The following is a 15,217-nucleotide window of genomic DNA, read 5'->3' on the forward strand; positions in this document are numbered from 1 at the left end:
GTCTTTCTTCATGGATTGGGGGAAACCAGCCCGTGAAGTTAGGCACTTCGTATGACGGCTCAATGAAACACTCAGCTTCCCGTCAGGTTGAATTGATCCACCAAGTGCCGCGCCCTGCTCAGGGAGCGGGCGACTGCCTCGGCCACAGCGCCCACAGGCGCAGCGGCTGGTTCATGCTCGCCGCGAGGCGGCCCGCGTCGGCGCCGGTGCCCGCGAAGTAGTCGGCGCGCACCGCGCCGAGGATGGCGCTGCCGGTGTCCTGCGCCACCACCAGTTTCTGCAGCTGCGCCGCCGGCCCGCTGGACGCCAGCCACACCGGCGTGCCGTACGGGATGCTCTCGCGGTCGACCGCGATGGAGCGGCCGGCCGTGAGCGGCACGCCTTGCGCGCCGCGCGGGCCGAAGGCGGCGTCGACCTCGCTCATCGTCTCTTCGCGGAAGAACACGTAGCGCGGGTTGCTCCACATCAGTTGCGACACGCGCTGCGGGTTCTGCGCGGCCCAGGCCTTGGTGTCGTCGGGCCACTTGCCGACCTTGGTCACGCCCTGGCTGATCAGCCATTGCTGCACGCTGCGGTAGGGCTGCTCGTTGGTGGCCGAGAAGGCCATTCGCACGGTGTGCTGCCAGCCGTTGGCCTCGGTGATGCGCAGGCGCCCCGAGCCCTGGATGTGCAGCATCAGCGCGTCGATGGGGTCGGCCATCCACGCGATCTCGCGGCCGCGCAGCGCGGCCTGCGCTTCGGGCAGGGTCTCGATCTCCTGGCGCGTGTACCACGGGCGGCGCGGCACCAGGCCGTCCGGGGCCTGGTAGATCGGCACGTTGAAGGTGGCGGTGGGCACGCGCGAGGCTTCGTACACCGGCTCGTAGTAGCTGGTGAGCTTGCCCTCGGTCTGGCCGTTCAACGCCTCGACGCGGTAGGGCTGCAGCCGCTCGGTCATCCACTGGCGCTGCTCTTCGGGCGTGGCGATGGTCAGCTGGCGCACGTCGCGGCACAGCGGCGCGAAGGCGGCGTTGGGTCGCACGCAGTTCGCCAGCAGCGCGATCCACGCCTCGTGCAGCGGGTCTTCGCCGAAGCCCGGCAGTTCCGTCCAGCCGACCGGCACCCAGCGGCTCTTGGGATGCGCGAGCGAGCCGGTGAGCGGACCGAGGTCGCGCGGCGGGGTGGCGGAGGGGCGGGCGGGGGCCTCGGGCGTGCGCGGGCCGGTGGAACAGGCGGCGAGCGTTGCTACGATCACAAGCCCGACCAGCCACTGGAGTCCATTTCTCATGGGTTTGATTCTGCTTGAAGCCCTCGCCGCGGGACTCGTGTTCATCTTGATCATTTGGTGGACCATGTTTTCCGGCCGCAACAAGGGCGAATTGCACGACGACGACCCACCCGAAGCCGGCCGCGACGCCACCAACGGGAACCCGCCGCCGGAAACGTGAATTGCTTGCGCAGTCCCGCGCCGCGCAGCCATGTCGGACAATCGCCCCATTGCTATTACTTTAGTAGCAATCATCGCAGCATTGACGCGCGATGGCGAAACTTTTCTTATTTTCCCCAGGGCTTTGAGCCCGTACCATCGCGTACGCCCGGAAGCTAAGCTGTGGCCCGCCTGAATCATCCTTGAAAGGGATTGCCATGAAAAAGTTCGTACTCGCAACCACCGCCACGGCGCTCATCCTGTCCGGCTGCGCCGGCGGCATGACTGACACGCAGCGCAACACCGGCATCGGCGCCGGCATCGGCGCGCTGGGCGGCGCCGCCATCGGTTCGGCCACGGGCGCGGTGGTCGGCGCGGCCGCCGGCGCGCTCGGCGGCTACCTGTGGTCGCAGCGCATGGAAAACCAGAAGCGCCAGATGGAAGCCGCCACGCAGGGCACCGGCGTCGCCGTGACCCAGACACCCAACAACGAGCTGAAGCTGCAGATTCCGAGCGACGTGTCCTTCGACGTGGGCCGCGCCAACATCAAGCCGAACTTCGCGCCGGTGCTCGACCAGTTCGCCAACGGCCTGCGCAACAACCCGAACGCCGAGGTGCGCATCATCGGCCACACCGACAGCACCGGCTCGGACGCCATCAACAACCCGCTGTCGGTCGAACGCGCGGCCAGCACGCGCGACTACCTCGTGGCGCACGGCGTGAACGCGGCGATCTTCCGCATCGAGGGCCGCGGTTCGCACGAACCCATTGCCGACAACAACAGCGACGCAGGCCGGGCGCAGAACCGCCGCGTCGAAATCTACATGGGTGAGCGCGGGCCGCGAGGCTGAGCGTTCACCGCATGGGGAAACCGGCCGCGCTGAAAGGCCGGTTCCCGCCACTACCGTTCCATTGGTCCATTAAGAGGGAATCTCATGAGGAAGTTCGTTGTTTCGAGTGCGGCCGCGGCCGCGTTGCTTTTCATCGCGGGCTGCGCTTCGCAGTCGCAGCCGCCGGCCACCGCCGCGCCGGCCGCCGCAACGGCCGCGCCAGCCAACAGCTGGACGGCCCGCCTGGCCGCGTTGAAGACTGATCTCGAAACCTCCACCAAGGGCACGGGCGCGGTGATCGAGCAGACCGCCGACAACCAGCTGCACGTGGTGATCCCGAACGAGCTGTCGTTCGACTCCGGCCGCGCCAACGTCAAGCGCAACCTCGCGCAGGTGCTCGACAAGGTCGCCGAAGGCCTGAAGAGCGCCACCGCCGCCAGCGTGCGCGTGGTGGGCCATACCGACAACACCGGCAGCGAGGAAGGCAACGAGCGCCTCTCGGTGAGCCGCGCGGACAGCGTGCGCAACCACCTGGTGAGCCGCGGCGTGTCGACCACGGCCATCACGACCGATGGCCGCGGCTCGCGCGAGCCGCTGGCCGACAACGGCACGGTCGCAGGCCGCGCACAGAACCGCCGCGTCGAGATCTTCGTCGCCGAGAAAGCCTGACCCCCAGGCTTCGCGCACTTCGTGTCGCTTCGCCAACCCCCTTTCAGGGGGCAACACCTGCGGCCCGGCAAAGCCGGTTCCGCGGTGTTCGCTTGGAAAAGGCCGGGCGCCGCCGTTAAAGATCTCTGAGGCGGTTGGCTAGTTCTACGGCTGACTTCACTTCCATTTTTTCGAACACGCGCGCGCGGTGGACTTCCACCGTGCGCACGCTGATCGCGAGCTGGTCGGCGATCAGCTTGTTCGGCAGGCCCTCGACCACGAGCCGCATCACGTCGCGCTCGCGGTCGGTCAGCTCGGCGATGCGCTCGCTCAGTCCGCGGCGCAGGCGCTGCACTTCCAGCGCCTGCAGCGACGCACTCAACGCATGTTCGATGCGGTCGACGAGCGCGTTGTCCGAGAACGGCTTCTCGCAGAAATCGAAGGCACCGCGCTTCACCGCATCGACGGCCGTCGGCACGTCGGCGTGGCCGGTCAGGAAGATCACCGGCATCGCTGGCAGCAGGCCGCGCTCGGCCAGCCGGTCGAACAGCACCAGCCCGCTGGTGCCGGGCATGCGCACATCGAGCAGCAGGCACAGCGGCTGTGCGGGCAGCGGGCCCTGGTCGAGGAACTGCTCGAACGCCTCGGCACTGCCGAAGTGCTCGCTGGCCAGGCGGCGCGAGCGCAGCAGCCAGGCCAGCGCCTCGCGCACGCTGGCGTCGTCGTCCACGATGAAGATCAAGCCGTCGATCAGTGGTTGCATGTCATGGGATCCAGCAGAAGATTGATTGTCTGAAGGGCGCCGTCAAGCGGCCGGCAGCGTGAAACGGAATACGGTGCCGCGCGGCTTGTTCGGCTCGAACACCAGCGCCCCGCCGTGCTGCTCCACCACCGTGCGGCACAGGCTCAGGCCGAGCCCCATGCCGTCGGCGCGCGTGGTGAAGAAGGGGGTGAAGAGCCGCTCGGCCACGTCCTCGCCGATGCCACTGCCCAGGTCGGCCACCGAGAATTCGAGCCAGCGCCGCCCGTCTTCCTGTCCCGTGCCCCCCACCGCGACGGCACGCGCCACGCGCAGCCGCAGCACGCGGCTGCCGGCGTTGTCGGGGCCGTCCATGGCCTGCATCGCATTGCGCGCGAGGTTCAGCAGCACCTGCTCGACCAGCGTGCGGTCGCACATGGCCGCCGGCAGGCGGTCCTCGAGCACCACCTCGATGGTCACGCCGAGCTTGCGCGCCTGCAGCCGCACCAGGGGCAGCACCGCGTCGATCAGCGCCTGCGGCGCGACGGCCTCGCGCGTGCGGTCGCGCCGGCGCACGAAGTCGTGCACGCTGCGAATGACCTGGCCCGCGCGATCGGCCTGCTCGGCGATGCGCCTCACCGCCATCGCCACTTCGCCCTGGTCGCCCTTCGCATGCGGGCCGAGCAGGTTGAGCGAGCCGCTCGCATAGCTGGCGATGGCGGCCAGCGGCTGCGTGAGCTCGTGGCTCAGCAACGATGCCATCTCGCCGACGGTCGCCAGCCGTGCGCTGGCCTGCAGCCGCTCCTGGCTGGCGCGCGAGAGCTCCTCGATGCGGCGCTGCTCGCTCACGTCGATGAACGCGCTCATCCAGCCGGTCTGCACCTTGTGGGCGTTGATCAGCGGCGCTTCGAAGATCAGCACCGGAAAGCGCGTGCCGTCCTTGCGCATGAAGACCGACTCGAAGCCTTCGCGCGGCGGCATGCCGCCGGCAAGGCGCCGGGCCTGCCGCTGCTGATACTCGTGCGCCAGTTCGGTCGGCCAATAGGGTGCGTCGGCGCTGTCCGCCATGAGCTCCTCGGGGCTGAAGCCGACCATCTCGCAGAAGGCCGGGTTCACGTAGGTGATGCGGCCCTGCAGGTCGCGCGCGCGCAGGCCGGTGATGACCGAGTCTTCCATCGCCTTGCGGAAGGCCAGCGCGTCGGCCAGGTCGCGCTCGGCGCGCAGGCGCCTGCGCGTGTCGCGCGCGAGCAGCACCAGCACCGACACCAGCGCGATCGAGATTGCCGTGACCAGCGCGGTGAGCATGTTCGGGAACAGGTCGGGCGCGGCGCGCCAGCCGTCGACGCGCAGCATCAGCGCGGCGCCCGGCAGGTCGATCAGCTGCTGCGAGGTGAACACCCGCGTACCGACTCGCCGCGAACTGCCGAGCGCCACCAGCCGCGTGCCGTCGGCCTCGGTGAATGCCACTTCCTGGCCGCGCGTGAGCGTGGGGCCGACCAGCTCGATCAGCGCATCGCGCAGCGAGTAGCTCGCCACGAGGTAGCCGCCGCCATCGATCGGCAGGCACAGCTCCATCACCTCGATGCCGCCGCCACCGGCGATCGGCACGTAGTGGCTCGGCGAATAGGCCGGCGCGCCGAGCTTGCGCGCGGCGGCGCAGGCCAGCGTCACGTCGGACTGCTCGGGACCGCGGCTCTCCTCGTCGAGGAGGCGCATGCGGTAGGGCGTGTTGACGGCCTGCTGCGTGCGCATGGCGGCATCGCGCCATTCGAGCCGCAGCCATTCGCGGTGCTCGCGCAGCAGCGCGGCCGCGGCCGTGGACCATTGTGTGCGGTCGGCGCCCGCGGCCTGCGTGGCGCGCAGGCTCTGCGCATTGCGCTGGAAGCCGCTGCGCAGGTCGGAGACGGCGTCGGCGGTGTCGCGGTCGAGCGCGGCCTGCACCTGCTCGACCTCGTGCCGGCCGGCGAGCCACACCACCGTCACCAGCAATACCGACACCAGCACCGCCATCAGCAGCCACAGGAACCAGCGCTGCCACAGCGAGCGCAGCCGCGCGAACGCCAGCAGCGCCCACCGCTGCGGTGCGACGGTCAGCAGCGCATCGGACATCGCTAGAGAACGCGGTGCGAAAGCACGGGCAGCTGCGCGCGCGTGCTTTCGACCCTCGCGGCATCGATGTCGAACAGCACCACGCCTTCTTCGCTGGCCTGCTGCGCGACCACCGCGCCCCAGGGGTCGACGACCAGCGACTGGCCCCAGGTCCGGCGGCCGTTCTCGTGCGTGCCGCCCTGCGCGGGTGCGACCACCCAGGCCAGGTTCTCGATGGCGCGGGCGCGCAGCAGCACCTCCCAGTGGGCGGCGCCGGTAGTGCGCGTGAAGGCGCTGGGCACCAGCAGCAGGTCGGCGCCCTGCTTCGCGAGCGCGCGGTAGAGCTCGGGAAAGCGCAGGTCGTAGCACACGCTCATGCCCACGCGCCAGCTGTGGCCGTCGCGCGAGGGCAGGTCGAACACCACGGGCTGCGTGCCGGGCGCGATGACGCGGCGCTCGTCGTAGCGCTCGGTGCCGTTGTCGAAGAAGAAGAGATGGATCTTGTCGTAGCGCGCCACGCACCGCCCCTGGGGCGAGAAGGCCAGCGAGCTGTTGAACACGTGCTCGGCGTCGGTGCTCTCGATAGGCAGCGTGCCGCCGACGATCCACAGGCCGAACTCGCGCGCCGCGTCGGCCAGGAAGCCCTGCACCGCGCCGGCGCCGGCGGTCTCGCGCAGGCCCAGCTTGTCGGTGTCGCGCGCGCCCATCATGCAGAAATACTCGGGCAGCACCGCCAGCTCGGCGCCGGCCGCGGCCGCCTGCGCGAGCAGGCCGTGGGCGCGAGCGAGGTTGGCTTCGCGGGCGATGGCCGACACCATCTGGATGGCTGCGACTTTCATTGCGTGGTCTCCGTTTTCTTGCCTTCGTTCGCGGCCGGCGAACCCGGCAGGCCGGGGATGGCCGGAATGCTCTGGGGCAGCAGTTGCAGCGTGCGCGGCACCTTCGCTATTTTGGGGTCGGCCCAGGTGCCTTCGATATGGAACTCCTGCGTGGCGGCCGCCGCCAGCGGCTTGCTCAATACCCATTGGGCGAGGAAGGTGCCCAGGCCGATGGCCGGGTTGATGGCGGTGGCCACGAGCGCGGCCGTGCCCGCATTGATCTCGGGCACCACCACCACGCGCAGGTTCTGCGTCTCGCGCACGATGTCGGCCGAGCCGTCCATCAGCGCGGCGGCGTTGACGCCCTTCATCTGCAGGTTGTTGGTGCTGGCGATGCCCTTGTTGATCTTCGCGTCGCCGCGAATGAAGTCGAAGGCGAAGCCCTGGCTGAAGACGTCGCGGAAGTCGAGCGTGAGCCGGCGCGGCAGCGCCTGCAGGCTCAGCACGCCGAGCAGCTTGGCCAGGCCCGGGTCGGCCTTGAGGAACTGGCCCTGCTCCACGTCGACCTGCAGCTGCCCGCCCAGGCTCGGGTAGTCGAGCGAGAACGGCGAACCGCGCCAGTTGACATCGCCCTCGATCCGCCCGCGGCCGCGCAGCAGCACGCCCGGCATGCCGAAGCGCGTGAGCAGGTCGCCGGCATCGCTGATGTCGAGCTTGAACGTCATGGCGGTGCGGCGCTGGCCGGCCGCGGCACCAGCCACCGCCGCCCAGCTGCCCTTGGCCGCGAAGCTGGCCTCGGGCATGGTGAAGGTCAGCTTGTTGAGCGCCCATTCGCGGCTCGCGCCCCCGCGGTTGACCGCGTCGATCTCGGCGCGGCCCAGGCGCTTGCCGAGCAACTCGAAATCGTCGATCACGATGTCGAGCGCCGGCAGGGTGCCGGGCTGCTCGTCGAGCAGGGTCTCGACCTGCGTGGCCTCGGCCGGTGCGATCTTCAGCCGCGCGAGCCGCGCATGGAGGCGCCCGGCCTGCGCGTGGCGGTATTCCGCATAGCCGCTGAGTTCGGTGGCGTCGATGTTGGCGCGCCAGACAGCGCCGTCGCGCGTACCGCCGAGCACCACGTTGTGCAGCGTGCGGCCCGCGATGCCGAGCTGCTGCGCGCGCACCGCGATGCGCGTGGGCAGGTAGGCCTGCGAGGGGTCGTCGGTGCGCTCCGCCGTCTCGGTGCCGGTGCCGGTCGCCTCGCCGAGCAGCGCCTGCCATGCCGCCATGTCGAGCTTGGCGACGTTGACGTTCGCGAACACGCCTTTGTCGGGCAGGCTGGCCGTCTCGCCGGCCGCGAGGCCGACGCCGATGCTGCCGCGCAGCACGCGCGCCTCGTTGCCAGCGAGATCGCGCACGTACTGGACGGCGCCGACGCGGCCGAGGTCGAGCAAGAGCTGGTCCTGCGTGGCGACGATGGCACCCTGTTTCGTGGTTTCGCGCGCGAGCACCTTCTTCTCGATGCGCAGCGGCATCTGCTCTTCGGCCGTCTTCACGAGCGGCGGCGGCAGCTGCAGCGCCAGGCCCTGCAGGCTGCTGGTGAGCGAGAACTCGGGCGTGCCGTCGCGCATCGAGAAAGTGGCCGCATAGGGTGTACTGCCGGTCGCCTTCTTCGCGAGGCGGGCGAGCCAGTCGACCTCGCGCGCACCGCGCAGGCCCTCGGCCGTGGCCGTGCCCTGCGCCTTCAGGGCCACCTCGCGATTCGGGCCGGTGAAGCGGCCGCGGCCTTCGACGCGGATGTCGCCGCCGAGCAGCCTGGCCTGCACGCCGGCCAGGGAAAAGCCGGTTTCGGTGAAGCTGAGCGTGCCCTTGGCCTGCGTGAGCGAAGGCGCCTCGGGCACGACTTGCAGCTCGTTGTCGGCCAGCGCCACAGTGGCCTGCACCTTGGCGTTTTCCATGGCCGCGAGGGGCAGTTCGAGGTGCAGCTTGTAGTCGGCCGAACCGGTGGCGCGCGCGGTCCGCATGATCTCGCCGGTTTCGCCGGCCAGCGGCGCGCCCGCGCGCAGCACCTCGCCGAGCGGCCCCTTGGCCTGCGCATCGACGCGCAGCACCGAGGCATGGTGCGACATGTCGGCGATCTGCGCCTCGGCCTTGGTGATCTCGACACCGGGTGCACCGACGATCCGGCCGCGCGCGTTGCGCACCAGCATGCCGGCGCGCTCGAACACGAGCTCGCCCGACAGGCCGGTGAGCGGCGGCCACACCGGGGCGGGCGTGCCGTTGCGCAGCGGCGCGGAGGACGGCGGCACGTAGGCGTAGTTGACGTCGGCCACCTTGGCGGCGATGCGGAAGTCGCCCTGCTTCGGGTCCATGAAGGGCATGTCGTGCAGGTCGCCGCGCACGCGGAAGTCAACGCTGCTGGCGACGCCCTTGGTGACGGCGTTGCGCACGTAGTCGCGCGTGTGCTGCGGAATGTCGAGCGGCAGGTAGCGGAACACGCGCGTGCCGTCGGCGCGGGTCAGCTTGCCCTGCAGGTCGAGCACGCCGGGAAAGCGTCCGTGGCCGCTGGAGACGGCCGGGTCGCTGGTGCGCCAGGTGGCTTCGGCATCGCCCTCGGCGTCGGTGTTGGCGAAGCGCAGCTTCGACAGCTGCAGCTGCGCGTTGCCGTTGTCGAGCTTCCATTGCAGCTGCGCCGAGAGCCGGTCGATGGGAATGACCGGCTCTTCGAACACGCCCGGGAATTCGAGCGTGCCCTGTGCGATGGCGAGCGTGGCGGTGCCGCCGGTGTGGGTGGCGTCGAAGTCGACCGCGGCGCCGCTCAGGCCGGGGGTGCCGGGACGGGTCTTGGGCGGTGTGGCCGCCGCATCCAGCCTGCCGGGCTGCGAGGCGATGCGCAGGCCGCTGACGCGGCCCTTGGCCTGGTAGCGGCTGGGCGCCCCCAGCGGGCCCTGCCAGTTTAGGTCGACGCGCTCGACGAGGCCGCGCGGTGCGTAGGCGTCGAGCATGCGGTGCGTGGCGTCGCCCAGCGGCAGCCGGTCGGCGATGAGGGCCAGCGCAGCCAGGTCGAGGCGGTCGGCTCGCAGCGCGCCGTGCTCGGGCGTGCGGCCCCGGTTCGGCGTGTGCTGCAGCCACAGGTTGCCACCGGGCCAGCGCAGGCCGTCGCTGGTGTCGAACTGCAGCGCGGTGGTCGAGAACTCCAGCGTCTCCTCGGTGAGCTGCCCCGCGAGGCGGCCCGTGACGGTGCGCAGCACCAGCGGCTGCAGGCCCTTGTCGAGCGACACGTCGACCTTGTCGAGCCCCAGGTCGGCCGCGCCGCCGACGACCTGGCCGTCGTCCACGTCGGCCCACAGGCGCAGCGCGCCGTTGCCTTCGCGGATGCGGGCGTCGAGCGACACGTACTGGCCCAGCCGGGTCACGTCGATGTAGGGCAGGTCGGCATAGAGCTGGCCGTCCCAGGTCTGCCAGTGGCCGCTGCGGATGGACAGCAGCGGCTGGCGGAACTGGCCGCGCAGGGTGAAGCGCTGGCCCCAGCCGGCCGGCGGCGTGGCGTCGAGCCGCAGCCCGTGGCGCCGGGCACTGTTGCGCGCGACGAAGCGCACGTCCGTCAGCAGCAGCGGTTCGGCCTGGCGCTGCTCGTCGGTCCAGCGCACGGTGCCGCCTTCGATGACCAGTTCGCGCTGGGCAAAAAACCAGTCAGCACCGCGAGTTTCTCCGCTCGTGTCGGTCGCCATGTGCAAACCGGCCACATGGAGTTTTCCCTGAGTGTCGCGGCGCACGTCGAGTTGCGGTCCCTCGATGTAGAGCTGCTCGAAGTTGAGCCTCCAGAGCGAGCGCGGCGACACGCTGGCCACCACGCGCACGAGGCGCAGGGCCTCGCGCTTGCCGGCGTCGAGCAGCACCACGTCGCGCAATTCGAAGGCCGGGAAAAGCCCTTCGGAGCGGGCGGTGATCGATCCGATGCGGACCGGCACGCCGATCGCCTTGCTAGCCTGTGCCTCCAGTGCACCGCGGAAATCGCCGATTCGCGGCACAATCCACGCGTGTAGGACAACGACTGACAGCGCCAGCAGAAGCCATGCAGCGATCAACAGACTCAGCAGCCAGCGCGCTGTCACAGCGGTTAATTTGAGCAGACGTGAAGGGGAAGACGCCGTGTCGTTCATTGAGGATCGCGCTGTGTCGGGAATTATGACCGCCAGCATTCAGAGGGGTTCCACGGAAACCAGCATCAGTGTGAACCACTTGCCAGACACTTCGACGCAGGCCGCGTCATCTTCTTACTCACGCTTCGTGCAGCGCCTGCGTCGCAGGTATGCGGCCGAGCTTTCATTGCTTCCCCCTGGTGCGCCGCGGCGCGAGTCGATGATGGTGGCTTACGAGGCATTGCGCCGGCGTGGGGACAACGTCGGCGATGCACTGCGGATTGTGCGGCAGCTCGTGATGGAGCGGCTCGTGACCCTCGACTGCGACGAACAGGCGCCGCTGGCCGTGGTGACCACCGCCGTCACCGAACTGGCTGAGCTGGCACTCGATATTGCGTGCCAGGACGCCTGCCACGAACTCGACACCGCGCACGGCGCCCCGCTTGGCCCCGAAGGCCAGCGCTCGCAGCTGTGGATCGTCGGCATGGGCAAGCTCGGCGCGCGCGAGCTCAACGTGTCGAGCGACATCGACCTGATCTACCTCTACGACGTCGACGGCGAAACCGCCGGCGATGCCGACGGCCGCGGCCGGCTGTCGAACCAGGAATACTTCGGGCGCGCCGTGAAGCGCATCTACGCGCTGGTGGGCGACACCACCGAGCACGGCTTCGTGTTCCGTGTCGACCTGGCGCTGCGGCCCAACGGCAATTCGGGCCCGAGCGTGGTCTCGCTCGATGCGCTCGAAGAATATTTCCAGGTGCAGGGCCGCGAGTGGGAGCGCTTCGCCTGGATGAAGAGCCGGGTGGTGGCGCCGCGCGACATCGTGCTCGCGGGCCAAGCCCAGGGGCTGCGCGGCGCGGTGCTGCCTTTCGTGTTCCGGCGCTACCTCGACTACAGCGTGTTCGATTCGCTGCGCGTGCTGCACCGGCAGATCCGCGAGCAGTCGGCGCGCCGCAGCGCCGGGCGGCCCGAGCGCGCCAACGACGTGAAGCTGTCGCGCGGCGGCATCCGCGAGATCGAGTTCACCGTGCAGCTGCTGCAGGTGGTGCGCGGCGGCCAGTTCCCCGAACTGCGCACGCGGCCCACGCTCGATGCGCTGCAGCGCCTCGCGCGCGCCAACCTCATGCCGCAGGAAACCGCCGATGCGCTGGCGGCGGCCTATGAGTTCCTGCGCCGCGTGGAGCACCGCATCCAATACCTCGACGACCAGCAGACCCACGCGCTGCCGGTGTCCGACGACGACCTGCGCTGGATTGCCCAGACCATGGGCTACGACTGCTGCGCCTTCCTCGAGCAGCTCGACACGCACCGCGAGTTCGTCGCGCAGGAGTTCGACAAGCTGCTCGGCGGCGAGAAGCCCTGCAACGGCAAGTGCAATGGCAAGAAGGCCTCCGCCGCGCCGGCCGATCTCGCCGATCTGCTCGACGATCTGCCAGCCGCCTTCGCCGACCGCATCCGCGACTGGTGCGAAACGCCGCGCGTGCTCGCCCTGCGCGAGGAGACGCGCGGGCGACTGCGCCAGCTGGTGCAGCGCACCGGCCAATGGCTCAAGGAGCCCGATGGCGACGGCCCGGGACAAACGCCGCGCCATGTCGACGCGGCCTTGCGCTGGGCCGACTGGATCGAACCGCTGCTGCGCCGCGAGAGCTACCTCGCGCTGCTGGTCGAACGCCCGGCCGTGCAGCAACGCCTGCTGCGCCTGCTCGGCGCCGCGAAGTGGCCCGCGCGCTACTTGATGCAGCACCCGGGCGTGATCGACGAGCTGGCGAGCGACGAAATGCTGTCGGGCCGCTTCGTGGCCGCCGAGTTCGAGCGCGAGCTCGAGGCGCGCCACGCCTCGCTCACCCGCACCGGCGAAGCCGACGAAGAGCGCCTGCTGAACCTGCTGCGCCACGCCCACCACGCCGAGGTGTTCCGCACGCTGGCACGCGACGTCGATGGCCGCATCACGGTCGAGCAGGTGGCCGACGACCTGAGCGCGCTGGCCGACACCACTTTGCGCGTGACCGCCCACTGGTGCTGGCCGCACGTGCGCAACCGGCACCGCGAGGTGCCGCAGTTCGCGATCATCGGCTACGGCAAGCTGGGCGGGAAGGAACTGGGCTACGGCAGCGACCTCGACATCGTGTTCGTCTATGACGACGACGACGAGCGCGCCGGCGAGGTCTACGCCGCCTATGTGCGCAAGCTCATCAACTGGCTCACGGTGAAGACGCGCGAAGGCGACCTGTTCGAGATCGATACCGCCTTGCGTCCCAACGGCAACTCGGGCCTGCTGACCACCAGCTTCGAAGCCTACGAAAAGTACCAGCTCGGCCGCGGCAGCAATACCGCGTGGACCTGGGAACACCAGGCCATGACGCGCGCGCGCTTCGTGCTCGGCAGCGAGGACCACGGCGCCGAACTCGGCGCGCGCTTCGACCAGGTGCGCGAGGCCGTGCTGGTGTCGCCGCGCGACCGCGAGGCACTGAAGGCCGAGATCATCGCGATGCGCGACAAGCTGCGTGGCGCGCGGCCCGTGAAGGCCGACCGGTTCGACGTGAAGCACAGCCCCGGCGGCATGGTCGACGCCGAATTCGCGGTGCAGTTCCTGGTGCTGTCGTCGTCGGGCGAGCACCCCGAGCTGATTCCGAACGTGGGCAACATCGCCCTGCTGCTGCGCGCCGAACTCGCGGGACTGCTGCCTGAAGGCGTGGGCCGCAATGCGGCACGGGCCTATCGCGAGCTGCGCCGCGTGCAGCATCGCGCGCGCCTGAACGAAGAGCCGACCCAGGTCACACCGCCCGCACTGGCCGCCGAGCGCGACGCGATGCTGGCACTATGGAAGGCCGTATTTGGCTGACGGCGTCCGTTCTCCCGCCACCACCGCGCTGGCCGCGTGCGCGGTCGCCGTCGCCATCCTTCTTGCGGGCTGCGCCAGCGGTCCGCGCAGCGGCGGCGGCGTTGCCAGCGGCCGCGACGGGCCAGGCACGAACATTCCGCCGGACCTCGCCAGCGTGCCCGACGCCGAGCCCCGCATCGAATCCATCCGTGCCAGCGGCGGCACCAGCAAGCCGTACACCGTGCTGGGCCGCGGCTACCAGCCGATCACCGACGACCGGCCCTTCCGCGAATCGGGGCTAGCCTCCTGGTATGGCCGCAAGTTCCATGCGGCATCCACTTCGAGCGGCGAGCCCTACGACATGTACGCAATGACCGCCGCGCACAAGACGCTGCCGCTGCCGAGCTACGTGCGCGTGCGCAACCCCGCCAACGGGCGCGAGGTGATCGTGCGCGTGAACGACCGCGGGCCCTTCGTGGACGGCCGCGTCATCGACCTGAGCTACACGGCCGCGCTGAAGCTCGACCTGCTGCGCGGCGTGGCACCGGTGGAGATCGAGCGGATCACGAACGAGGACATCCGCACCGGCGCATGGCGGCGCGACGCCGGCACGGCCTACGCCGCTGCGCCCGCCCTCGTGCCCGTCTCCGCGCGGGTGCCGGCGGCACGTGTGGCGAGCGCGCAGCAAGTGCGGGTGCCGGCCGAATGGGTGGCGCCGATAGCCGCGGCGGACAACGACATGCCGCCGCCCGCGTCGACGATGCCGGTCGCGCCGCAAACACCGATGGCGACGGGCAATCCGCCCGGCACCGAAACCGAATCGGCACAGTGGCCGCCTTCCACGCCGCCACGCCAGGCCATCGTGGTGAACGACCTCGCGCCGCTGCAAGCCGCACCTTCACCATCCGCGCTGCCGGCGGCCGGAGCGCCCGCACCGTCCACCGCCCTGCCGGGCTTCTGGGTTCAGCTCGGCGCGTTCCGTGAGCGCGAAGGTGCCGAGAGCCTGCAGAACCAGGCGTCCCGCGGCGTGCCTTCGCTGGCATCGCAGCTGCGGGTTTTCAGCGAGGCTGGCACGCACCGGCTGCAGGCCGGTCCCTTCACCTCGCGCAATGCGGCCGGCGAGGCGGTCACGCAGCTGCGCGAGAGCCTGCGCATCTCGCCGATGGTGGTGGAGCGCCGCTGAGCGCTGCCCCGAGGCCGCCTCGGCGACGGCTCAGGGCATGGCCTTGACGGCCACCGGCATGCGCATGCCGACGCCCATGCGGTTCCAGGCATTGATCTGCGCGATGGCGACGGAAAGCTCGGCGATCTCGACTTCGCTGAAATGCGCCCGCAGCGCCTCGAACTCGGCGTCGCGGCCGCCATGGTGCTCGGACAGACGCGTCAGCGTTTCGGCCCAGGCGAAGGCGGCACGCTCGCGCTCGCTGAAGAAGCTCACTTCGCGCCAGGTCGCGAGGCTGTTGATGCGCTGCCAGTCTTCGCCCTGCTGGCGCAGGTCGCGCACGTGCATGTCGAGGCAATAGGCGCAGCCGTTGATCTGCGAGACACGGGCGTAGACCAGGTCGAGCAGCGTCTTGCCGAGCGTGGTGGCCTCGTAGGCGCCGTTCACGCCGAGCATGGCCTGGAAGGCCTTGGGGACGGTCTTGTACCAGTTGAGACGGGGGGTGCTGTTCATGGTGCTCTGACTCCAATGAGTGGGTTGAAACGAATCTGCCTACCCCCTGAAGACGTGCCGGCCGAGCGCCTT

General features: G+C 70.0%; 11 protein-coding genes. 5 read left to right on the forward strand and 6 right to left on the reverse strand.

What is annotated here, in order from left to right:
• Positions 1-118: 118 nt before the first annotated feature.
• Positions 119-1,267, reverse strand: coding sequence for a murein transglycosylase A (gene mltA, locus ACEN9N_RS23735; RefSeq protein WP_478178895.1), 1,149 nt, complete (start codon positions 1,265-1,267; stop codon positions 119-121).
• On the opposite strand from mltA, the gene ACEN9N_RS23740 reads away from it, so the two are divergent.
• From ACEN9N_RS23740 to ACEN9N_RS23750, 3 genes are all read left to right on the forward strand, one after another.
• The gene (locus ACEN9N_RS23740; protein ID WP_007829159.1) at positions 1,266-1,427 is read left to right on the forward strand and encodes a hypothetical protein; all 162 of its coding nucleotides are present in this window, start codon (positions 1,266-1,268) and stop codon (positions 1,425-1,427) included. The two genes, mltA and ACEN9N_RS23740, sit on opposite strands and share 2 nt — an antisense overlap.
• A gap of 196 nt (positions 1,428-1,623) precedes the next feature.
• The gene (locus ACEN9N_RS23745; protein WP_495654659.1) at positions 1,624-2,256 is read left to right on the forward strand and encodes a YiaD family glycine zipper/OmpA-like lipoprotein; all 633 of its coding nucleotides are present in this window, start codon (positions 1,624-1,626) and stop codon (positions 2,254-2,256) included.
• Positions 2,257-2,340: 84 nt separating this feature from the next.
• Complete coding sequence (locus tag ACEN9N_RS23750; protein ID WP_007829163.1) at positions 2,341-2,904, forward strand: OmpA family protein; 564 nt, start codon at positions 2,341-2,343, stop codon at positions 2,902-2,904.
• Between the two features lie 115 nt (positions 2,905-3,019).
• On the opposite strand, the gene ACEN9N_RS23755 is transcribed toward ACEN9N_RS23750, so the two are convergent.
• From ACEN9N_RS23755 to ACEN9N_RS23770, 4 genes are read right to left on the reverse strand one after another with little or no spacing between them, the layout of a single operon-like run.
• A complete protein-coding gene (locus ACEN9N_RS23755) occupies positions 3,020-3,646 on the reverse strand; it encodes a response regulator transcription factor (RefSeq protein WP_007828807.1) in 627 nt (208 codons plus the stop codon).
• 42 nt (positions 3,647-3,688) lie between these two features.
• Positions 3,689-5,731 (reverse strand): two-component system sensor histidine kinase NtrB, encoded by a 2,043-nt coding sequence (locus tag ACEN9N_RS23760; protein WP_007828806.1) that lies wholly within the window; start codon positions 5,729-5,731, stop codon positions 3,689-3,691.
• 2 nt (positions 5,732-5,733) lie between these two features.
• The gene (locus ACEN9N_RS23765; RefSeq protein ID WP_495654660.1) at positions 5,734-6,549 is read right to left on the reverse strand and encodes a carbon-nitrogen hydrolase family protein; all 816 of its coding nucleotides are present in this window, start codon (positions 6,547-6,549) and stop codon (positions 5,734-5,736) included.
• Complete coding sequence (locus ACEN9N_RS23770; RefSeq protein ID WP_495654661.1) at positions 6,546-10,670, reverse strand: YhdP family protein; 4,125 nt, start codon at positions 10,668-10,670, stop codon at positions 6,546-6,548. Before ACEN9N_RS23770 ends, ACEN9N_RS23765 begins: the two co-directional genes overlap by 4 nt.
• Before the next feature lie 25 nt (positions 10,671-10,695).
• On the opposite strand from ACEN9N_RS23770, the gene glnE reads away from it, so the two are divergent.
• Together glnE and ACEN9N_RS23780 are read left to right on the forward strand one after the other, a co-directional pair.
• The gene (gene glnE, locus ACEN9N_RS23775) at positions 10,696-13,491 is read left to right on the forward strand and encodes a bifunctional [glutamate--ammonia ligase]-adenylyl-L-tyrosine phosphorylase/[glutamate--ammonia-ligase] adenylyltransferase (RefSeq protein WP_042672691.1); all 2,796 of its coding nucleotides are present in this window, start codon (positions 10,696-10,698) and stop codon (positions 13,489-13,491) included.
• Positions 13,484-14,653: a septal ring lytic transglycosylase RlpA family protein gene (locus ACEN9N_RS23780; protein ID WP_495654662.1), complete on the forward strand. Its 1,170-nt coding sequence runs from the start codon at positions 13,484-13,486 to the stop codon at positions 14,651-14,653. The genes glnE and ACEN9N_RS23780 overlap by 8 nt, the downstream gene beginning before the upstream one ends.
• A 30-nt stretch (positions 14,654-14,683) precedes the next feature.
• Here ACEN9N_RS23780 and ACEN9N_RS23785 read toward each other — a convergent pair whose 3' ends face one another.
• Positions 14,684-15,145 carry a carboxymuconolactone decarboxylase family protein gene (locus tag ACEN9N_RS23785; protein WP_007828797.1) on the reverse strand — a complete coding sequence of 154 codons (462 nt, stop codon included), beginning with the start codon at positions 15,143-15,145 and terminating at the stop codon, positions 14,684-14,686.
• Positions 15,146-15,217: the final 72 nt, after the last annotated feature.

The sequence above is a fragment of the Variovorax sp. Varisp46 genome (genome assembly GCF_059491885.1).

Bases quoted from the DNA above. Each gene is read 5' to 3' on its own strand.
- ACEN9N_RS23740 (WP_007829159.1), top strand. From the start codon at position 1,266: ATGGGTTTGATTCTGCTTGAAGCCCTCGCCGCGGGACTCGTGTTCATC.
- mltA (WP_478178895.1), bottom strand. From the start codon at position 1,267: ATGAGAAATGGACTCCAGTGGCTGGTCGGGCTTGTGATCGTAGCAACG.
- ACEN9N_RS23745 (WP_495654659.1), top strand. From the start codon at position 1,624: ATGAAAAAGTTCGTACTCGCAACCACCGCCACGGCGCTCATCCTGTCC.
- ACEN9N_RS23750 (WP_007829163.1), top strand. From the start codon at position 2,341: ATGAGGAAGTTCGTTGTTTCGAGTGCGGCCGCGGCCGCGTTGCTTTTC.
- ACEN9N_RS23755 (WP_007828807.1), bottom strand. From the start codon at position 3,646: ATGCAACCACTGATCGACGGCTTGATCTTCATCGTGGACGACGACGCC.
- ACEN9N_RS23760 (WP_007828806.1), bottom strand. From the start codon at position 5,731: ATGTCCGATGCGCTGCTGACCGTCGCACCGCAGCGGTGGGCGCTGCTG.
- ACEN9N_RS23765 (WP_495654660.1), bottom strand. From the start codon at position 6,549: ATGAAAGTCGCAGCCATCCAGATGGTGTCGGCCATCGCCCGCGAAGCC.
- ACEN9N_RS23770 (WP_495654661.1), bottom strand. From the start codon at position 10,670: ATGAACGACACGGCGTCTTCCCCTTCACGTCTGCTCAAATTAACCGCT.
- glnE (WP_042672691.1), top strand. From the start codon at position 10,696: ATGACCGCCAGCATTCAGAGGGGTTCCACGGAAACCAGCATCAGTGTG.
- ACEN9N_RS23785 (WP_007828797.1), bottom strand. From the start codon at position 15,145: ATGAACAGCACCCCCCGTCTCAACTGGTACAAGACCGTCCCCAAGGCC.